This window comes from Methylomicrobium agile (assembly GCF_000733855.1).
Classification (GTDB): domain Bacteria; phylum Pseudomonadota; class Gammaproteobacteria; order Methylococcales; family Methylomonadaceae; genus Methylomicrobium; species Methylomicrobium agile.
Window position 1 is genome coordinate 3,085,521 of the sequence record NZ_JPOJ01000001.1, and the last position, 20,217, is coordinate 3,105,737.

The following is a 20,217-nucleotide window of genomic DNA, read 5'->3' on the forward strand; positions in this document are numbered from 1 at the left end:
AAAAAAGAGCGGAAATAAACAATTCGATAGTCGAGCATAAATAAAAGTTTCGGATAAGAAATGAGGCAGGCGAACCGGAGGCAATACCGTTACGGCAGAGTGGAAAATGCCGAATGAACGGGCGCGGCATTTCTACTTCAAGGTATGAGAAGAGCTGTCGTTCAAGGCGTTTGCAGCGACTGCGGCGGGCGTTTACGTCGCGAATCGTCGAATACCTTTGATCAACCTGCTGACGGCGGCATCGAGTTGCGCTTGATCCAGCATACCGTACGAAATGCGCAGACAGCAGCCGTCGGTCAATCCGAACGCGCTGCCCGGAATGGCGGCGACTTTGAAGTCGTCGATCAGCATTTTAGCCAGTTCGAGGTCGTTTTTCTCGGTATCGATCTTCAGCAGCAGATAGAAAGCGCCTTCGGGCTCCGGGATTTCGCACAAGCCCTTCAGCGGCTGTAGCCGGGCGATCAACCGCTCGCGTTTTGCAGCCAGTTCCGGCAGACGGTTTTTGCAATAATCGGCGCCGGTTTCCAGGGCGCCGGCGGCGGCGATCTGACTGATCAGCGGCGGGCAGATCAGGTTGGTGTCCTGGATCTTCAACAGCGAGGGTGCCAGGTTTTCGGGATAGACCATGTAACCGATCCGCCAGCTCGCGAAGCCGTAGGCTTTCGAGAGCGAGTAGAGCGAAATCGTATGCGGCGCGGCGCCGGGCAGCGAGCCGGGCGAAAAATGCCGGATTTTACCGTAGGTGAAATATTCGTAGGCTTCGTCGCTGATATGGTACAGCCCGTATTCGCGGCACAGCGCGTTGATGGCGCGCAGCGCGGCTTCGGGATAGACCGCGCCGCTCGGGTTGTTCGGCGAGATGGTCACGACCGCGCGGGTTTTTGGGGTAATCGAGGCGCGAAGGCGCGCAATGTCCGGCTGGCAGCGATTGTCGGTGTTGACGCCGACCGGCGCGCAGCCCAGCATCCGGATCGCCATTTCCTGATTGAAATAATAGGGCAGGGGCAGAATGATTTCATCGCCGGGATCGGCGATCGCAAGCAGCGCGTTCAGAAACGCCATGTTCGAGCCCGCGGTAACCATCACGCCGATGCCGGCGCCCGTATCGATGCCGTTTTCCCGGCGCAGCTTGTCCCGGATCAAGTCCAAAAGCGGCGGATAACCGAACGCCGAACCGTAAAGATGCTGCTCGGCCTGCCTGCCGAAATCGCGGATCGCGTCGAGGGCCGAGTCGGGCGGCGGATAGGAAACCATGCCCTGGCCGAGAGAGAGCGTGCTGGGATGGTTACGGGTCCAGGCGCCGACGACCGGGATGATCGGCGATTGCACGGCGGCGATGCGCCGGCTCGGGGCCGGGTATAGGTGTCGTTCCATTTTACCGTTCATTTTGAGTCTCCAGCGCGGCCAGTTCGGACATCGTATTCACGTTGGCGAAAATTTCCGGCGTGGCGCTGAAATCGGCCAGCACGAGCCGATGCTGGCCGATCCAGTGGCCGACTTTGCGCTCGCCGCGGCTCAGGTATTCCTGCAGGCTATTTTTTAAATCGGTTTTGAGCGCGAGGAAAACCGGATGCAGATGCTCGCCGTCGTGCGCGGCCGCGATGTCCGCATCGTGCTCGTCCCGTGCCGCGAGTAATTTCTCGATATGTTCGGTCAGAATCAGCGGCGAATCGCAGGGCAGCACCACCAGGACTTCCGCTTCGGTATGCCGCATCGCTGCCAGGATGCCCGCTAATGGTCCGTCGAAACCGGCGGTCAGGTCAGGCACGACCGGCCGGCCCAGCGCACGGTATCGGTCGGGATGGCGGTTGGCGTTGATGATGATTTCGGAGACCGCGCCAGCCAGCGCGTCGATCGCGTAACAGACCAGGGGACGGCCGCGGTACGGAATCAGCCCTTTGTCCTGATTGTGCATCCTGCGCGCCCGCCCTCCCGCCAGGATCACGCCTGCCGTTGTTGTTCGATGGTTCATAATGTTAAGCTGTGCCGGTTGTTCACTTTTCGGTTTGACCATGTTCCGATGCGCCGTGATTTTGATCAGCCTGTCATTCCTTGCCGGTTGCGCAGGGATTAACGGCGCTGCCCCGGTGTCCGGCGAGTATGTGTACTATTACCAGGTCGAAACGCGGAAGCCCTACGACGAAGTGCTCGACGAGCTGAAAAGCGCGATTGCGGAAAACAATTTCAGGATAACAGCACACAGTCGGGTCGGTAAAGTGATCCGCGAACGCGGCGACAAGGATTTTCCGGATTTCGACACGATCCAGTTCTGCAATCTGACCCATGCAAGGACGATGCTGAAGATGGCGCCGGAAGCGATCAAATACATGCCTTGTAATGTCGTAATGTATCGGCGGGACGGCAAGACTGTCGTCAGGACCCACCTGCTGCCGACCGATTCGGACAATCCCGAATTGAATCGTTTCCTGGAGACGATGAACCAAAAGCTAAAAGAGATTCTCGACTTTGCCGTCGAGGAGTAGGAGGACGGGCGCGTAACGCCTCCCGGTGGGGCAACACCCGGCGGGCGCCGGAAACCGGAAGCGATTTCCTTACATCAGCTTGGATGTCCATTTGGTATGCTTATTTTCCTCTCGCGCTGTCTTTTTTTCCGCTATATTCCACTCCTATTGGCAAATCCCGATAATTACTGATCGGGAGCGTTTCCGCTTCTATTTGTCGTCAGGCCGTCAGGCGATCGGCTTGAGGGCACCGGGTTTTCGTTATGTTACGGTACGATCGGCGGAGTATGGAAGATCGAGGAGAGGTATATATCCTTCGCGGCCTCGCCAAGAATGAGGATCAGTAAAGGCCCAACTGCAACTGCGCCACTTCCGACATCATCTCGCGCGACCAGGGCGGGTCGAGCACGATTTCGACCGTGACCTGGTCGACGCCCGGCAGCGCGCGGATGCCTCTTTCGACGTCGCCTTGAATCACCGGGCCCATGCCGCAGCCGGGGGCGGTCAGCGTCATCCGGATCTGCACGTCGTTCAGATGTTCGCCGACCGGCGTGACCTCGCAGGAGTATACCAGCCCGAGGTCGACGATATTGACCGGAATTTCCGGATCGTACACGGTCTTCATCACTTCCCAGCAGTTTTTTTCGACCGCTTCGGGGCTGGTGTCGGACATCAGCGTATGCAGTGCGTGCGCCTCCTTGCCGAGCGCGTCTGCATCCTTGCCGTCGATCCGGACCATATGCCCGTATTCGGTTACCACCGTATAATTGTTGCCCAACGATTGGTGAATCACGACCGTTTCCCCTTCTTTCAGCTTGCCGGGAACGCCGTCGGGGATCGTGATGACGTCCACGTCGCGGGTCAGGACAAAGGCTTCTCGTTCTGTCATAAAAGTGCTTTAGAGATGAAAGGTCCGCGCATCGATCACCTGGCCGTTCACGCCGATGCTCTGCGGGCCGAAAAGATAAAGGTAGACCGGCGCCAGGGATTCCATCGACGGCAGTTTGCTGTTGTCCACGCCGGGATAGGCTTTTTTACGGAGCGGGGAGTCGACCGGGCCGGGCACCATGATGTTGACCCGGATTTTGCCGGTGCTTTCCACTTCTTCGGCCAAAATCTTCGCCAGGCCTTCGACGGCGAATTTGGACACGCCGTAGGCGCCGGAATAAGCCGGGGCGTTTCGGGCGGACGAGTCGGAGATAAATACGATCGAGGCATGCGGGCTTTTTTGCAGTACCGGCAGCAGCACGCGGCAGAGCAGAAACGGCCCGTTTAGATTTACGTTCAGCGCATGGCCCCATTCCTTGGTGCCAAGCAGCGAGATCGGCGTAAAGCCGCTGAATTCGACTGCTGAATGCAGAACGCCTTGCAGCGAGCCGTATTTTTCGTCGATCCGGTTGGCCAGTTCCTGAAAATCGTTTTCGCTCGCGCCGGCCAGGTCGAACGGGTACAGGATCGGTTCGGGAGCGCCGGCTTCGACGATCTTGTCGTAAACCGCTTCGAGTTTCGGAATTTTGTTGTCGAGCAGAATCACATGCGCGCCGCGCTTGGCGAGCGTCAATGCGGCGGTCGCGCCGAGGCCGCCGCCCGCGCCGGTAATCAGTATTACTTGGTGGCTCAGCGGCATCGGTGCGCTCCTATCCAGTCGGTAATTTGCAGGGGCGAATCGATCACCGAGTCGGCTCCCCAGGTTTCCGGCCGGTCGCCGGGTTTCAAGTAGCCGTAGCTTGCTGCCAGGGTTTTCATGTGGGCGTTTTTGCCGGCGGCGATGTCGTGAACCGCATCGCCGATGTAGACGCACTGCTCCGGTTTTACGCCGGCTTGTTCGCAGGCGGCCAGCATGGGGCCCGGATGCGGTTTCGAATAGGCGGTGGTGTCGCCGCTGACGATGCAGGCGGCGCGGTCGGTCAGGTTCAAGGCCGCCATCAACGGGTTCGTGAAACGCTCGCGCTTGTTTGTCACGACGCCCCATTTCAGGCCTTGCGCTTCGATTTGCGCCAGCGTCTCTTCGATACCGGCAAAGAAGCTCGACTGATCGGCGATATGCCGTTCATAACAGTCGAGCATCGTCGCAAGCAATGTTTCCCGAACGCCGGAAGCGACCGGTTCGGCCAGGCCGGCAGCGATCATGGCGCGGGCGCCGAACGAAATGAACGGTTTAACCGCAGTGTCGCTGGCTTCCGGAAAGCCGTGCCGGGCGAGCGAGAGGTTCAGGCAGCGCATCAGATCGGGCGCCGTGTCGACCAGAGTGCCGTCCAGATCGAATAGGATGCAGGCAAGTTCCATCGGCGTTTACTCGGGGCGCCGAAAAGCGGCGATATAGTTTACGTCGATGTCGTTGCCGAGGCTGAAGCGTTGGGTCAGCGGATTGTATTCGATCCCGACCACGCCGCTCAGCTGCAGGCCGGCGTTGCGCGCCGATTGGCAGAGTTCGGAAGGCTTGATGAAGGTCTTGTACTCGTGGGTGCCTTTCGGCAGCATCTTCAGCACGTGCTCGGCCGCGACGATCGCAAGCAGATAAGCCTTCGGCTTGCGGTTCAAGGTGGAGAAGAACACCATGCCGCCCGGCTTGACCAGCGTCGCGCAGGCGTTGATGATCGCGCCGGGATCGGGCACGTGTTCGAGCATTTCCATGCACGTCACATGATCGAAGCCGGCTGGCTGCTCGGCGGCCAGGTCTTCGGCGCTGATTTTTCGGTACTGCGTAGGGATGCCGGATTCGAGGCCGTGCAGGTCGGCGATGTCGAGCAGTTCTGCGCTCAAGTCGATGCCGAGCGCATCCGCGCCTTCTTTGGCCAGGCCTTCGGTCAAAATGCCTCCGCCGCAGCCGACGTCGACGATCCGCGCGCCTTTCAGGTCGATAAAGCGGCGGATGAACTGGAGTCTGAGAGGGTTGATGTCGTGCAGGGTTTTCAGTTCGCCCTGCGGATCCCACCAGCGCTCGGCTTGCGAGCCGAACTTGTTGATTTCGTGCGGGTGGACGTTATTGGATGCAGTCATAAGCGTTAGCGTGGGTGGCTATAGTTTAGTATTTTACTAGGTTATTGATCTTGGTCAATACGTCGGAGGACGTTGTGCGTACCTTTTTCGCGGCGAAAATCATACGTAATGCGCGCGCCCTCAGATAAACCGATCAGGATGAAAGCCGTTCTTTCCAATGGCCGATCTTTCCGCTCAATTCGTTGGAATTGATCGTCGTCAATTCTCTTTGTTTCAGCAGGCGTTTTCCGGCAACCCAGACGTCGCTGACCTGCCGGCGGCTGGCCGCATAGACGATCTGCGAAACCGGGCAATACAAGGGCTGGGTTTCGAGGTCGCTCAAATCGACCGCGATCACGTCGGCCGCCTTGCCGGTTTCGAGCGAGCCGGTTTCCCGTCCGATGCCGAGCGCTTTGGCGCCGTTGATCGTCGCCATTCTCAGCGCCATTGACGCAGGCAGGGCGCTCGCGTCGTTCGCGACCGCTTTGGCGAGCAGCGCGGCGGTGCGCATTTCGCCGAACATGTCGAGGTCGTTGTTGCTGGCCGCGCCGTCGGTGCCGAGCGTGACGTTGACGCCGCGGGCCATCAATTGTGCGACCGGGCAAAAGCCGCTGGCCAGTTTCAGGTTCGATTCCGGGCAATGCACGACATGCGCGCCGGTTTCCGCGAGCAGGTCCATTTCGTCCTCGGTCAGTTGCGTCATATGGACTGCCGACAGCATCGGACTCAACAATCCCAAGGCTTTCAGGCGTTGAAGCGGCCGCAGGCCGGTCTTGGCGAATTCCTCCTCGACCTCGTGCTTCGTCTCGTGCACATGCATGTGTACCGGCAGTTCCAGTTCGTCCGAAAACATCCGGATTCTTTTGAGCGGCGCATCCGATACCGTGTAAGGCGCATGCGGGGCGAACGCGGTCGTCAGCAGCGGCTCGTAGCGAAGCCGGTCGCGCAACGCCAGGCCTTTTTCGATGTAGGCGTCGCCGGTTTCGGCCCAGACGGTCGGGAAATCGACCACGATCAGGCCGATACTGGCGCGGATGCCGTGCTGTACGGCTTGCTGCGCCACGACTTCCGGGAAGAAATACATGTCCTGGAAACAGGTCGTGCCGCCGCGGATCATCTCGGCGATCGCCAGTTCGGTACCGTCCCTGACGAACGCTTCGCCGACCCAGCGCTGTTCGATCGGCCAGATGTGGTTCTGCAGCCAGTCCATCAAGTGCAGATCGTCCGCAATGCCCCGCAACAGCGTCATCGCGGCATGGGTATGGCAATTGATCAGCCCCGGCAGCAAGGCGTGGCTGTCCAGGTTTTCGATATGCGTCCCGGTATATTTTTGCCGGGCCTCCTCGGTTGGCAAAAGATCGACAATCCGGCCGCCGTCGATTGCCAGGGTGTGGTTTTCGTAGGTTACGGATTCGGGTTCAACGGGTATAATCCAGCGGGCATGGATCAGGGTATCGACTTGCATGGGCATTCCTTGATTGAAGCGCGGAATTATAACTTTATATACGATGATTTTTGACTAAATAATGACGAAACAAAACAGATTGTCTGTCGAAGCTCTCAAGTGGACCGGTAATGCGTTGCAGATTCTGGATCAGCGGAAAGTGCCCGAACGGATCGTTTATCAGGATTTTGACACGGCCGAAGAGGTGAGCCGTGCGATTGCTTCGATGCGAGTGCGCGGGGCGCCGGCAATCGGGATTGCCGCTGCCTATGGGGTGGTATTGTCGGTGAGGCGCCATGCCGGCGAAAATGCAGCGGACTGGCGGGCCAAGGTCGATGCCGATATCGACGGGCTGGCCAAATCGAGGCCGACCGCGGTGAATCTGTTTTGGGCGCTGGACCGGATGAAAAAGACGCTCGATGCGCACCCGGATACGCCTTTGGCCGCGGTGCTTGCGGAAGCCGAAAAGATCCATGCGGACGACATTGCCGCGAACCGGGCGATGGGCGAACGCGGCGCGGACCTGATCGGCAGCGCGAAAGGGGTCTTGACGCACTGCAATGCCGGCGCGCTCGCCACCGGCGGCTATGGGACCGCGCTCAGCGTGATACGCAGCTTGTACAGCCGCCGGCCGGTGCAGGTCTATGCGGGCGAAACGCGGCCCTGGCTGCAAGGCGCGCGGCTGACCGTCTGGGAATTGTCCCAGGACGGCATACCCGCGACTTTGATTGCCGATTCGGCGGCGGCTTGGCTGATGCGCTCCGGCGCGGTCGACTGGGTGATCGTCGGCGCGGATCGGATCGCGGCGAACGGGGATGCGGCGAACAAGATCGGCACTTATGCCTTGGCGGTTTTGGCTAGGCAGCACGGCGTCAAATTCATGGTGGTCGCGCCGACTTCGACGATCGACTGGACGATCGCCGACGGCAGCCGTATCGAGATCGAAGAGCGTGATCCGGCGGAACTGCTGCCTGCCTGTTACCGGGAGCAGGATTCGCTGGTCCAGGCCTGGAATCCGGTTTTCGACGTGACGCCGTCGGAATTGATCGATGCGATCGTGACCGAAACGGGAGTCGTGCCGAATCCGTCCGCCGACGGCATGGCCCGCTTGCGGATGTCCTGAGCATAATAAATACGGGAGGTATGGCTAATGATGTTAGATCGAAAAGGGAATAATCCTTTGCTGGCGATTAAGTTTTTCGGGGAGGGAATCCGATGGCTCGGCAATTCGAAGCTGCGAAAATTTGTCGTGATTCCGGTACTGGTCAATCTAGTGCTGTATGCGGTCGCATTCGCGCTGGGATATCTTTATCTCGGCGATATGATCGATCGATTGATTCCGGACTGGCTGCAATGGCTGCGCTGGATATTATGGCCGCTATTCTTTATCGGTTTTTTTATCGGCGGATTTTTTACCTTTACAGTATTGGCCAATCTGATCGCGTCGCCGTTTTACGGGATGTTATCGGCCGCGACCTTGGGGATTGCCGCCGGGGAATCGGCAACGGTGATGGAAGTGCCCTGGCTTCGGGTCGTCAAGGCCGAATTGCGGCGGGCGGCTTATTTGGGGGTACGCGCAATATTGCTGGTAATCATTTCGATTATTCCCGGGATTAATGTGATCGCGCCGTTATTATGGGCATTATTCGGCGCTTGGGGAATGGCATTGGAATATCTGGCCTATCCGTTGGAAAATGCGGGTATTCTGTTTTCCGAACAGCGTAAACTCATCGGCAGCGTCAGGTGGGGGGCTTTGAGTTTCGGAGGGCTGGCGGCAGCGGGTTTGGCTGTGCCGATCGTGAATATCGTCGTTGCGCCTGCCGCAGTGATCGGGGCGACGCTGTATTTACGGGAAATCGAAAAAAAGTGATCGCTTTGAAATGGGGATAGTCTTTTTGTCGAATATCCCCATTTTTGCCCATAGCATCAGTTCACGCTTGAGGTTTCGCCTCCTCTCGTCAGGCGGCAGCCGCGGAATCCCATTGCGGAACAGTACAGGGTGTTAGAACGATTTTTTGCTTGAAACAGTTTCAGATTTTTCAAAATCGATTTAGATTTTGAATTCCGAACTATCGTGCCCTTCTTCGATTAAAGTGCGCAGCCATTTCGGCATCATGCCGCGTCCCGTCCAGATCTTGCTGGGATCATTAGGGTGGCGGTATTTTGCGGGCACTTTAACGCCTTTCCGGGGCGATTTTTTATCGTTCTCGATGATTTCCACCGTCACGTCGATCGAAGCGGCCAATTCTTTTATCTGCGTGATGATTTCTTTGCGATGGTTGACAAGCTTATTTTTTAACGCCTTCTCTGCGTTTTCGATAACCGTTTGTAATTCGTTCACAGAAAGATTCTGAAAATCAGTCATAATGTATTGCTCAAAATTTTAGTGAGGTTGAATTTTATCATAACCCCTATCGATTTTAAAACATGCCTTATATCATTTAGTGAAATTGATCACGTTGATTCTCGGAATCAGCAATCCTGCATCCGGCATGGTTGAGATTATTAAGAAAAACAAAACCCCCTGTAGAAGAAAATTCCATCCGATATTGAGATATTGATTATGTGACCAAAGTTTTAAGGAAACATTCAGTAATATTTAACTGAACGGCAGGGTGCGTTTTTATGCGTAATATAATTCAAGGCTACAAGCCGGGAGGCAGACCGGATTATTCGGCCGATACGGTAAAACGTATTTCATTCATGACCGTGCCGTGATTGTCGATAGTCCGTACGGACCAGTTCCCTCGGTCGTTGAGGCCAAGTTCGCGTTGGCTGGAGGTGCGCCATCTTTCCGCGGCGATGGCAACAGGGTGGCGTAGCACCCTCTGGCCGTTTCTAAGCCATTCGTGGAACAGGGTTTGTGCCGTTTTGCCCCTGACTTCGGTGAAGTAATACATCTGCACGGGTTTTCCGTTGCCGATACTGACGTTGCCCTCGATCAAATCAGCCGGTTCTTTATCGACGATGCGGTAGGCAAGCGCAGCCCGTCGGATTCGACCGCCGTTGCCTGCAGGGGCGGAAGGTTCGGCGTGAGTGGATACTGCCGGAGGGGAAGAGAGATTCGGAATCGCAGCCTGCTTCTCCGGGGTTGCCGAAACCTCTGGCGAGGAAAGCTTCGGGCCGGACTGAATAGCGCTTTGGCTTGCGGAAGGTGTCGGTGGCAGTGCAGTTTCGTTCCGTGCGGCGACTTCCGGTTCGGAATTGCCGGCCAGCAGGAGGAACAGCGCCGTAATCGACAAAATCAAGACGCTTACCGTGCAGGCGATGCGTTTGATGTTCCACTCCGTGATCATTTTCACGTTCGAGGCCGACGTTTCTGCAGCGGTGCCGGGCGTCGTGTATTTGACTTTGATTACGATGTTTTTAGGGTCTGTCATACGTTTTTCGATTACAGTTCAAGAAATTCCGTTGTCTCAAGTTTTATGCGCGCATTTATCGCGCATTTATTTAGTGAGCAAAGGCCGTACATACTGGTAATATACCACTACGCTATTGCGTGCGAATATAATCCGGACAGACAGCCGTTTCCGCTTTTTCCCATCAGGATACTTAATCATGGCTTCGCTGCTTGAAAAATTCCGGGAATCTTCCTCCCTGTATGGAAGCAACGCCTGGTTTATCGAAGATTTATACGAGCGTTATCTGAAAGACCCCGAGTCGGTCGATCCCGATTGGCGGCAGCGTTTTCGCTCGATTCAGAACGGCGGCGGTTATGAGACCCCGCACAGCCCCATTGTCGAACGGTTTGCCGAACTCGCGACGAAATCGCAGGGGCGGCTGGCCCAATTGCAGGGCTTTACCGAAGAGAGCGTCAAGAAGCAGGCTGCGGTCGCGCGGCTGATCAATCACTACCGGGTGCGCGGGCATCAGATCGCCGACAACAATCCCTTCGGCAAGACTCTGCCGCCGCCCCCGGATATGGATCCGGCCTTTTACGGACTCTCCGAACTCGACATGGATACCTGGTTCGATACCGGCATCCTGCACGGCGTCGACCGCCTGCCGTTGCGCGAAATCATCGCGAATCTGAAAGAGATTTACTGCGGCAGCATCGGCTCCGAATACATGCATATCGTCGATACCGCGACGCGCCGGTGGCTGATCAGCCGGATGGAAAACGCCAAGGGCAATCTGACGCTCGATGCTGAGAAACAGCGCTGGGTGCTGAAATTGTTGACGGCGGCCGAGGGGATCGAAGTTTATCTGCATAACAAATTCGTCGGCCAGAAACGGTTTTCGCTCGAAGGCGGGGAATCGCTGATCCCGATTCTCGACGAGCTGGTCATGGGCTGCAGCACCAAAGGGGTCAACGAAATCGTGATCGGCATGGCGCACCGCGGACGCCTGAACGTGCTGGTCAATATTCTCGGCAAGAGTCCGGCCTTATTGTTCGACGAGTTTGCGGGTCACTCGGCATCGTCGCCGCCGGGCGTCAGTTCGGGCGATGTCAAATACCACATGGGATTTTCGTCGGATATCGATACGCCGACCGGCCCGATTCACCTGACGCTCGCGTTCAACCCCTCGCATCTGGAGATCATCAATCCGGTGGTCGAAGGTTCGGTCCGGGCGCGGCAGGACCGCGCCGGCATCGACGGCAAGGATCAGGTCGTTCCGGTCCTGATCCACGGCGATGCGGCCTTCTCGGGGCAGGGCATCGTGATGGAAACCTTGAACATGTCGCAAACCCGTGCCTTCGAAGCCGGCGGTACGATCCATATCGTGATCAACAACCAGATCGGTTTCACCACCAGCGACCCGAGGGATGCTCGTTCCACGCTCTATTGCACCGATATTGCGAGCCTGATCCAGGCGCCGGTGTTTCATGTGAACGGCGACGATCCGGAAGCGGTCGCCTTCGTCAGCAAACTGGCGCTGGATTTCAGGATGACCTTCAAGAAGGATGTGGTGATCGATCTGATCTGCTACCGGCGGCTCGGCCATAACGAGGCCGACGAGCCGGCCGCGACGCAGCCGATGATGTACAAAAAAATCCGCCAGCTCAAAACCACCCGCAGGCTATATGCCGAAAAATTGATCGCCGAAGGGGTGATTGCGGCGGAAGAAGCCGCGGCGATGGAGCAAAACTATCAAAAAATGCTTGATGAAGGGCAGGTCGTTTCGCGGCCGCTGTCGCAAAATCCGAAATATTCCTATACGCACCAGTGGAATCAGTTTCACGGCCAGCACTGGGAAGCGCCGTGCGATACGACGGTCTCGCTCGACCGGATCCGCTATTGCAACGACCGTATGCTGCGTTTGCCGGCCGGCTTCGAAATTCATTCGCGCGTTGCCAAGGTGATGGACAATCGCCGTAAGATGGCGGCCGGCGCGTTGCCGCTGGATTGGGGATTCGCGGAAAACCTGGCTTATGCGACGCTGCTGATGGAAAAATACCATGTGCGCCTGACCGGCCAGGACGTGGGCCGGGGCACCTTCGTACATCGCCATGCGGTGCTGCACAACCAGCTGAAGAACGAAGAATACATTCCGCTGAAACACCTCGATAAAGACCAGGGGCGCGCGGATATTTACGATTCGCTGCTGTCCGAAGCCGGCGTGCTGGGTTTCGAATACGGCTACAGCACCACGATGCCTAACACGCTGGTGATCTGGGAGGCGCAGTTCGGCGATTTCGCAAACGGCGCCCAGGTCGTGATCGACCAGTTCATCAGTTCCGGCGAAACCAAATGGGGGCGTTTGTGCGGCTTGGTGCTGCTGCTGCCGCACGGCTATGAAGGGCAGGGGCCGGAGCATTCTTCCGCCCGGCTGGAGCGTTACCTGCAGCTCTGCGCCGAACACAATATTCAGGTTTGCACGCCGACCACGCCGGCGCAAATTTTTCATCTGCTCCGCCGCCAGTTGATCCGGCCTTACCGGAAACCGCTGATCGTGATGAGCCCGAAAAGCCTGCTCAGGCACAAGCTGGCCGTTTCGACTCTGGAAGAATTGACCGGCGGTCATTTCCGGGCGATCATCGGCGAGACGGACGAGATCGACCCTCGGCAGGTGACCCGCTACGTGTTCTGCGCCGGCAAGGTTTATTACGATCTCCTGGAAGCGCGCCGCGAAGCCGGCCTGAAACAGGTCGCGATCGGGCGAATCGAACAGCTTTATCCGTTTCCGACCGAATTGTTCAAGGCCGAGCTGGCCAAATATCCGAATCTGGAAGAGTTCGTCTGGTGCCAGGAAGAACCCAAGAATCAGGGAGCCTGGTATCAGTCGAACCATCATTTCCGCGACAACCTGGCGCCGCATATCCGGATGAGCTATAGCGGACGCGAGGCTTCCGCGGCGCCGGCGGTCGGCCATTTCCATGAACACATCCAGCAACAGAAAGCCGTCGTGGATTCGGCTTTATACGGCAATTCCTCAGGAAGTTAATATGAGCATAGAAGTGTTAGTCCCCAATTTACCCGAATCGGTCGCCGACGCCACCTTAGTGAACTGGCATAAAAAACCCGGCGATCGGGTGGCCCGGAACGAGAATCTGGTCGACCTGGAAACCGATAAGGTCGTGCTTGAAGTTCCGGCTCCCGAAGCGGGCGTGCTAAGCGGCATTCTGAAGGAGAACGGTACGGTCGTGACCGCGGGCGAGGTGCTGGCCGTCATCGATACTTCCGGGGCTGGCGCCGATGCCGCCGAGACTCGGCCGCCTGCTGAAAGCCCCGCGGCGGCGGCGAAAACCGAGGAGCCTCGCCAGGAGGCCGCGGAAATGCCGTTAAGCCCTTCGGTCAGGCGCCTGCTTCAGGAAACGACGCTGAGTCCGCAGGAAATTACCGGCACAGGCAAAAGCGGACGGATTACCAAATCCGATGTGCTCGACCATCTCAAGAAGCAGGCTGCGCCCGAAGCCGGGCAGAAAGCGCCCGCGCCCGCACCGGAACAGGCGCCGCGTCCGGCGCCCGAGCAAAATCGCGGGGCTTCGAACCTGCGTCCGGAACAGCGCGTGCCGATGACCCGGCTGCGCGCGAAAGTCGCGGAGCGGCTGTTGGAGGCGCAGCGGAACGCGGCGATGCTGACTACCTTCAACGAGGTCAACATGCAGAGCGTGATCGACCTGCGCAACCAGTACAAGACGCGATTCGAGCAAAAACACAGCACCAAGCTCGGCTTCATGTCGTTTTTCGTGAAGGCTTCGATCGAAGCGTTGAAAAAATTTCCGGCGGTCAATGCGTCGATCGACGGCAACGACATCATTTATCACGGCTATTTCGACATCGGGATCGCGGTTTCGACTCCGCGCGGCCTGATCGTGCCGGTGTTGCGCGATGCCGATCAACTGGATTTTGCCGGCATCGAAAAAAGCATCGCCGATTTCGGCGAGAAGGCCCGCACCGGCACGCTGAGCTATGAAGATCTGCAGGGAGGCACCTTCACGATTACCAACGGCGGCGTGTTCGGCTCGATGCTGTCCACGCCGATTCTGAATCCGCCGCAATGCGCGATTCTGGGCATGCATGCGATCAAGGAACGGGCGGTCGTCGAGAACGGTCAGATCGTGATCCGGCCTATCATGTACCTGGCGCTGTCTTACGATCATCGCTTGGTGGACGGCCGCGAAGCGGTGCAGTTTTTAGTCACGGTCAAGGAGTGTCTGGAATCGCCGGCCCATTTACTGCTGAACATTTAAACATGCCGATACAACGAGCGAAGTACGACGTCATCATCATCGGTGCAGGTCCTGCGGGCTATGTGACGGCGATACGCTGCGGCCAGCTGGGGTTGAAAACGGCTTGCGTCGACAGTTGGAGCGATAAACTCGGCCGGCCCAATCTGGGCGGGTCGTATTTGAACGCGGGCTGCATCGCGTCGATGGCCCTGCTCGAGTCGGCGAAGATTTATCATTCGCTGACCACCGGCCTGGCGCAGCACGGGATCGGCGTCGAAAACATTTCGCTCGACGTCGGGCGGATGATCGAACGGAAAGACCGGATCGTTGCGGAGATCAACCGCCACATTGCCGGACTGTTCGGTTTTCACAAGATCGATCATATTCATGCCAGAGCCAAATTGCTGCAGGCGGGACGGGTCGAGATCGTTCCGGTAAAAGGCGGCGAAGCGTCTTATCTGAACGCGGACCATATCATTCTGGCGACCGGCTCCAAGCCGCTGGAGTTGCCTTATGCGCCGATCGACCGGGAATACATCATTGACACCGGCGACGCATTGAACCTGGATTCGGTCCCCAAACGCCTTGCGATCATCGGCGCCGGGATCAAGGGGCTGGAAATTGCCAGTATCTGGAACCGGTTGGGAGCCGAAGTGATTTTACTCGAAGCCCAGGAAAATTTTCTGAATCTGCCGGACCGGCATATTTCGCTCGAAGCTTACCGTATCTTCACCGGCCAGGGTATAGAGATGCGGCTCGGCGCGCGCGTGATTTCGGCGAAGAAAAGCGAGGGCAAAGTCGTGATCGAATACCAGAATCACGAGGGCAACGATACGCTGCATGTCGACAGGATGATTGTCGCGATCGGCCGGAAGCCCAACTCCGAAGGACTGGCTGCGCCTGAAGCCGACCTGTTGCTCGACGAGTCGGGTTATGTGCATGTCGATGAAAATTGCCGGACCAATCTACCCGGCGTTTATGCAGTCGGCGATCTGACTCTGCTCGGTCCGATGCTCGCGCATAAGGGGATCGAAGAAGGGGTGTTCGTGGCCGAACAGATCGCAGGCCTCCATCCGATCATCAACTACGATCTGTTGCCGAGCGTGATTTATACCGATCCGGAGATTGCCTGGGTCGGACACACCGAGCAGGCGCTCAGGGCGCTCGGCGAACCGGTGAAGGTCGGTTTTTTTCCGATGAGCGCTTCGCCGCGCGCGCTGACGATGGGGCGCACCGAAGGGCTGGTCAAAGTGATCGCGCATGCCGAAACCGACAGGATTCTCGGCGTTCACATGATCGGCGCGCAGGCGTCCGAACTGATCGCCGAAGCGGTGCTCGCGATGGAGTTTTGCGCCAGCAGCGAAGACCTCGCGAAGACCATCCATGCCCATCCGACGCTGTCCGAAGCGCTCTACGAAGGCGCACTGGCGTTGCGGAAGATGGCCCTGCATTTGCCGATGAGCGAGTGACTATGTATTTGCCGCACCGCTGAGCAGGATGCTGTTGTCGGTTCTGGAAACGCTGTTCAAGAGGATCTTCTGGGTCAGCGCATTGCTTTGGGTAAGCCTGTACGTCTACAAGGACAGACTGCCCGAACCTTCCTATTACGATGCCGAGGCGCTTCAGGAGCCTCAACAGGAGCCGACCGATGAAGCCGCCTTCACAGCGCAAGTCAATGGGCGGCATTATACGGTAACGCCCAGATTTTCCTACCGGCTCGACGGCGTGGTGGTCAGCCTGCACGATGCGGATCAACTGGACGATATCTGGCATCACGGCCGTTGGCAGGATTTTCTGAACCTGCGCGATTTGTGCGTGGTCTGGGGCGAGAATGTGCAGTCCGGCATCTATCGCCGGATCGACTTTCGTAACGACTCCTGGACCTGCTGGGTTTCCTGGCAGGATAGCGAGACCGGCAGTGCGTTTAAGATGAATGCGCTGTCGAACAATCATCTGCTGGCCGACCAGGAGACGGTCAAAGCCGCGCTGATGAAAGCCGAGCCGGGCGATCACATCCGCCTGAGCGGCCTGCTTGTCGAGTATGCGAATCCCGCCAACGGCTTCTACCGGGGCACCAGCACGACGCGCGAGGATACCGGCAACGGCGCTTGCGAAACGATTTATCTGAACGAGTTTACGATCGTCAACAAGGCCAACCGCAAACTGCGCCGGCTTTATACGTTCGTAAAATGGCTGGCGCTCGGTTCTGGATTAGGATTTTTGATCATGCTGCCGATCGCGCCGGTCAGGCTATCCCGTTAAAGGTGCGGATTCGTCGGCGCCTTTTTCGAACGCGAAAACGAAATATTTGATCAGTTCGAGACGGCTCAGCAGTTCCAATGCAGCGGTTTCAACCATCGCGAAGCCGTTAAAATAGCCTGCCTGCCGGGCGAGGCGTCTGAGGTAAGGGTAGGTCGGCAGCGTATTTCTCGTAATATCCCGTTCGCAAAGTAAGGTAAACCGGGAGCCGGCGGCCAATTGCCGATAATCCGCAAGCGTATATCGCACGTTGCATTTACCGTAAAATCCCCGGCTTAAACGCTCCGGCAGCCTGATCTTGGCGAAAGGAGCGATCACCGGCGCGGGAATGAAATCGGACAGAGCGAGTATGCCGCCCGGCTTCAATACGCGCCAGGCTTCCCGAAAAAACCGCTCGCGGCTCGGAAAATGGAAAATACATTCGACGGCCAGCACCGCATCGAAGCATCGGTCCGGAAACGGCAGTCGGCAGGCATCGCCCTGGACGAAGCCGATCCGATTCCGGGCTTGAGGAACGGTCCGGTCGCGGGCACGCTGTAACTGGCGGGCGTCCAGATTCAAACCGGTCAATTGCATGTCGGCGTAGCGGTCGTTCATATGCGCGATCGTCCCGCCGAAACCGCAGCCGACATCCAATACGGCCAGCCCCGTTTTTATCGAGGCGGCCCGGCAGAGTTCCCGGCTCAGGTTCTCGGCGGCTTCGGCAAAACCGGCGGCGCTCGGAAGAGCTTCCTGCGGATGTTCCCAATATCCCCAGTGCACATGCCGTCCGAAACTCTGCTCGACCGCCGCATTGCCGCTCTGCAGCAGTTTCAGCAGCGCGTCGAAATAGGGAAGATCGGCCGTTTTTAGCGCGTTAGGCTCGCCCGAATGTGTAGGTCCGGGGTTGCCCGGAAATAGGCGGCCCTCTACTTTATCCACAAAATATGCTGCGTTTCGATCGGAACCAGACAGCCAGGATGGCGGGGAATGATACGGGGCGTGTAATCCTGGATCGGGCGGACCGCCGGAATCGTGAGGCTGTACACATAGCCGTTGACGGCGCCCGGAATCGGGTGTGCGATCGGAATCGGGTAAATGTTTTCCGGAATGTCGGCCGCAGGTTCGGAAAACAGCTGCACCGAAACGTCATCGGCGGTCAAGTCGCCCAGGTAGACGTGCAGTTTGAAGGTTTGCTCTGCGCCGTGGTCTTCCGCCTGCCCCTGCTCGACATGGATTTTGGGCCAGAAATCCTGCAGGCGCTGCAGCCATTGCGTCAGCCTTTTGCCCGAGTCGCCTTGCGCCGCCGCCCTTTGATGATACTGCGCGGCCAGAGGCAGATAGAAACGCTCGGTATATTCCCGGACCATCCGGTTGGCGGAGAAATGCGGGGTCAGCAAGCTCATGCTGGCGCGCATTTTTTTCGTCCAGCGTTCCGGAATGCCTTGTTCGTTGCGCTCGTAAAAGGCCGGAACGATCTCTTCTTCCAGCAGCCGGTAAAGTATCTCGGCCTGTTCCAGGTCGCTGTGTCCGGCTTCGTCGCCGTTCAAGGCCCAGCCGACTTCGGGCGTATAAGCCTCGGCCCACCAGCCGTCCAGCTCGGAAACGTTCAGGCCGCCGTTGACCAGGATCTTCATGCCGCTGGTGCCGCAGGCTTCCCACGGCCGCCGCGGCGTATTGATCCAGAGATCGACGCCCTGCACCAGGTATTCCGCGGTGATCATGTCGTAATCGCTCAGGAATACCGCGCGCTCGCGGATCTCGGGGCGGCGCATGAATTGGTGCCAGTCCTTGATCAGTTGTTGTCCCGGCATGTCGGCCGGATGCGCCTTGCCGGATACGACCAGCTGCACGGGCCTTGAAGGATGGCATAGAATGCGGGCCAGCCGCTCCGGATCGGTCAGCAGCAGGTTCGGGCGTTTGTAGGTCGCGAAGCGGCGCGCGAAGCCGATCGTCATCACGTTCGGGTCTAACAGGCGCAGGACGTGCTTTTCGAGTTCGTCCGGGTTCAAATTGCTGTGGATGTTGATTTCCCGGCTGTATTCGTCGCGGACGAAATGGACTAGGCGGTCGCGGTTTTTGGCGCGCATGTTCCAGAGTTCCAGGTCTTCGACGCGGTTGAAGTTTTTGCCGAGAATCTCCGGGTCGCACAACCAGCGGGTCTTGCCGCATTGGCGCGTCCATAATTCGTCCGCCTCTTTGGAGTCCCATGCCGGCACATGCACGCCGTTGGTCACATGCGTGACCGGAATGTCATGGCGGGACCAGTTCGGAAACAACGGGGTAAAAATATCCCGGCTGACTTCCCCGTGCAGCCGGCTGACGCCGTTGACCGCGGTGCTGCCGCGTATCGCCAGGTAAGCCATGTTGAATAGGGCCTGCGGATCGTTGCAACCCGGCGCCCGGCCGAGGCTCAGCAGTGTCGGCATGTCGATGCCGAGTTCTTGCGCATACAGCCCCAGCTGGGTGTTGATCAGTTCCGGGCTGAAGCGGTCGAAACCGGCTTCGACCGGCGTATGCGTGGTGAACAGGTTGCCGGCGCGGCCGATCGTCACGGCGGTCGCGAAATCGAGATTTTTCTCGCGCATCAGGTCGCGCGCCCGCTCCAGCACCACGAACGCGGCGTGCCCTTCGTTCAGGTGGCAGACGTCGGGCGTAATGCCCAAGGCCTGCAAAACGCGCCAGCCTCCGATGCCGAGCAGAATTTCCTGCGCCAGGCGGTGATTGGAGCCGCCGCCGTAAAGTTCCGTGGTGATGCAGCGGTCGACCGGATGGTTGATCGGGTCGTTGGTATCGAGCAGGTACAGTTCGATGCGGCCGATTTGCGCCTTCCAGACGCGCACCCAAAGCTGATAAGGAGTCAGCAGTTTGATGCGCAGCCATTCGTCGTTGGCATCGCGCACCGGAGTGATCGGCAGATCGCTGGTGTTGCTGGAAGGGTAGAGCGCAATCTGGTTGCCGCGCGCATCGAAGTCCTGGCGGAAATAGCCGTTCTGGTAGAGAAGGCCCACGCCGACCAGCGGCAGGCCCAGATCGCTGGCGGCTTTCAAATGATCGCCCGCCAGCAGGCCAAGGCCGCCGGAGTAGATCGGCAGCGCCTCGCTGAGCCCGAATTCCATACTGAAATAGGCGATCTTCTTCAGGGAGGCCTGCTGCTGGTAATGATGCTGGAACCAGCGGTTTTCGGACAAGGCCAGCCGGTGCGCCGATACGATCGTGCGAAGCTTTTGGCAGAAGTCCTGATTTTCGGACAGTTTTTCCAGATGCGAATAGGACACCGATTGCAGCACCAGCCACGGGTTTCGGGTCAGCGTCCATAATTTCTTGTCGAGTTCGCACCAGACTTCGTCCGCGCCGTGCGCCCAGGTGTAACTGCAATCAATGGCGAGCTCGGCGAGGCCGTCGAGCTTCGATGCCATGTCCGGACGAAAGAAGGCAGGGGTTTTCATCGTATGTTACCTCAAGGGGAGGAGGGAAAG

At 58.1% G+C, this 20,217-nt stretch carries 18 protein-coding genes; 7 read left to right on the plus strand and 11 right to left on the minus strand.

Annotation, left to right across the window (positions count from 1 at the left end; genetic code table 11):
* Nucleotides 1–192 precede the first annotated feature (192 nt).
* Together CC94_RS0114575 and mobA are read right to left on the minus strand one after the other, a co-directional pair.
* The gene (locus CC94_RS0114575) at nt 193–1,386 is read right to left on the minus strand and encodes a pyridoxal phosphate-dependent aminotransferase (RefSeq protein WP_005370950.1); all 1,194 of its coding nucleotides are present in this window, start codon (nt 1,384–1,386) and stop codon (nt 193–195) included.
* Nucleotides 1,376–1,972, minus strand: a complete 597-nt coding sequence (gene mobA / locus CC94_RS0114580; RefSeq protein WP_005370952.1) for a molybdenum cofactor guanylyltransferase MobA — start codon at nt 1,970–1,972, stop codon at nt 1,376–1,378. Before mobA ends, CC94_RS0114575 begins: the two co-directional genes overlap by 11 nt.
* A gap of 40 nt (nt 1,973–2,012) precedes the next feature.
* Here mobA and CC94_RS0114585 point away from each other — a divergent pair, with 40 nt between their 5' ends.
* A complete protein-coding gene (locus tag CC94_RS0114585; protein ID WP_005370954.1) occupies nt 2,013–2,483 on the plus strand; it encodes a DUF302 domain-containing protein in 471 nt (156 codons plus the stop codon).
* Nucleotides 2,484–2,802: 319 nt separating this feature from the next.
* Here the strand turns inward: CC94_RS0114585 and sufT are convergent, their stop codons facing one another.
* The 5 genes from sufT to CC94_RS0114610 all read right to left on the minus strand — a co-directional run bounded on the left by sufT (nt 2,803) and on the right by CC94_RS0114610 (nt 6,906).
* Nucleotides 2,803–3,351, minus strand: coding sequence for a putative Fe-S cluster assembly protein SufT (sufT, locus tag CC94_RS0114590; protein WP_005370956.1), 549 nt, complete (start codon nt 3,349–3,351; stop codon nt 2,803–2,805).
* Nucleotides 3,352–3,360: 9 nt separating this feature from the next.
* Nucleotides 3,361–4,089 carry an SDR family NAD(P)-dependent oxidoreductase gene (locus CC94_RS0114595; RefSeq protein ID WP_005370958.1) on the minus strand — a complete coding sequence of 243 codons (729 nt, stop codon included), beginning with the start codon at nt 4,087–4,089 and terminating at the stop codon, nt 3,361–3,363.
* Nucleotides 4,080–4,748 (minus strand): HAD family hydrolase, encoded by a 669-nt coding sequence (locus tag CC94_RS0114600; protein WP_005370960.1) that lies wholly within the window; start codon nt 4,746–4,748, stop codon nt 4,080–4,082. Before CC94_RS0114600 ends, CC94_RS0114595 begins: the two co-directional genes overlap by 10 nt.
* A 6-nt stretch (nt 4,749–4,754) precedes the next feature.
* Complete coding sequence (gene ubiG, locus CC94_RS0114605) at nt 4,755–5,462, minus strand: bifunctional 2-polyprenyl-6-hydroxyphenol methylase/3-demethylubiquinol 3-O-methyltransferase UbiG (protein WP_005370961.1); 708 nt, start codon at nt 5,460–5,462, stop codon at nt 4,755–4,757.
* A 133-nt stretch (nt 5,463–5,595) separates the two neighbouring features.
* Entirely contained in the window at nt 5,596–6,906 is a 1,311-nt protein-coding gene (locus tag CC94_RS0114610; RefSeq protein ID WP_005370962.1) for a TRZ/ATZ family hydrolase, read from the minus strand.
* Between the two features lie 61 nt (nt 6,907–6,967).
* Here CC94_RS0114610 and mtnA point away from each other — a divergent pair, with 61 nt between their 5' ends.
* Both mtnA and cysZ read left to right on the plus strand, forming a co-directional pair.
* Nucleotides 6,968–8,008, plus strand: coding sequence for an S-methyl-5-thioribose-1-phosphate isomerase (gene mtnA / locus CC94_RS0114615; protein WP_005370964.1), 1,041 nt, complete (start codon nt 6,968–6,970; stop codon nt 8,006–8,008).
* Nucleotides 8,009–8,035: 27 nt separating this feature from the next.
* Nucleotides 8,036–8,755, plus strand: coding sequence for a sulfate transporter CysZ (gene cysZ, locus CC94_RS0114620; protein ID WP_005370965.1), 720 nt, complete (start codon nt 8,036–8,038; stop codon nt 8,753–8,755).
* A 180-nt stretch (nt 8,756–8,935) separates the two neighbouring features.
* Here the strand turns inward: cysZ and CC94_RS0114625 are convergent, their stop codons facing one another.
* On the minus strand, nt 8,936–9,250 hold the full coding sequence (locus CC94_RS0114625) for an H-NS histone family protein (protein WP_031431379.1): 315 nt from the start codon (nt 9,248–9,250) through the stop codon (nt 8,936–8,938).
* A gap of 304 nt (nt 9,251–9,554) precedes the next feature.
* Nucleotides 9,555–10,265, minus strand: coding sequence for a DUF2914 domain-containing protein (locus CC94_RS0114630; RefSeq protein ID WP_005370969.1), 711 nt, complete (start codon nt 10,263–10,265; stop codon nt 9,555–9,557).
* A gap of 178 nt (nt 10,266–10,443) precedes the next feature.
* Here CC94_RS0114630 and CC94_RS0114635 point away from each other — a divergent pair, with 178 nt between their 5' ends.
* Genes CC94_RS0114635 through CC94_RS0114650 form a run of 4 tightly spaced genes read left to right on the plus strand, consistent with a single transcriptional unit; the run spans nt 10,444 to nt 16,762 of the window.
* On the plus strand, nt 10,444–13,272 hold the full coding sequence (locus tag CC94_RS0114635) for a 2-oxoglutarate dehydrogenase E1 component (protein ID WP_005370971.1): 2,829 nt from the start codon (nt 10,444–10,446) through the stop codon (nt 13,270–13,272).
* A 1-nt stretch (nt 13,273) separates the two neighbouring features.
* Complete coding sequence (gene odhB / locus CC94_RS0114640; RefSeq protein WP_005370972.1) at nt 13,274–14,521, plus strand: 2-oxoglutarate dehydrogenase complex dihydrolipoyllysine-residue succinyltransferase; 1,248 nt, start codon at nt 13,274–13,276, stop codon at nt 14,519–14,521.
* Nucleotides 14,522–14,523: 2 nt separating this feature from the next.
* Nucleotides 14,524–15,969 carry a dihydrolipoyl dehydrogenase gene (lpdA, locus tag CC94_RS0114645; RefSeq protein WP_005370973.1) on the plus strand — a complete coding sequence of 482 codons (1,446 nt, stop codon included), beginning with the start codon at nt 14,524–14,526 and terminating at the stop codon, nt 15,967–15,969.
* Between the two features lie 28 nt (nt 15,970–15,997).
* Nucleotides 15,998–16,762 (plus strand): hypothetical protein, encoded by a 765-nt coding sequence (locus tag CC94_RS0114650; protein WP_005370974.1) that lies wholly within the window; start codon nt 15,998–16,000, stop codon nt 16,760–16,762.
* On the opposite strand, the gene CC94_RS0114655 is transcribed toward CC94_RS0114650, so the two are convergent.
* Entirely contained in the window at nt 16,751–17,680 is a 930-nt protein-coding gene (locus tag CC94_RS0114655; protein ID WP_005370975.1) for a class I SAM-dependent methyltransferase, read from the minus strand. The two genes, CC94_RS0114650 and CC94_RS0114655, sit on opposite strands and share 12 nt — an antisense overlap.
* The gene (glgP, locus tag CC94_RS0114660) at nt 17,668–20,187 is read right to left on the minus strand and encodes an alpha-glucan family phosphorylase (protein WP_031431382.1); all 2,520 of its coding nucleotides are present in this window, start codon (nt 20,185–20,187) and stop codon (nt 17,668–17,670) included. Before glgP ends, CC94_RS0114655 begins: the two co-directional genes overlap by 13 nt.
* Nucleotides 20,188–20,217: the final 30 nt, after the last annotated feature.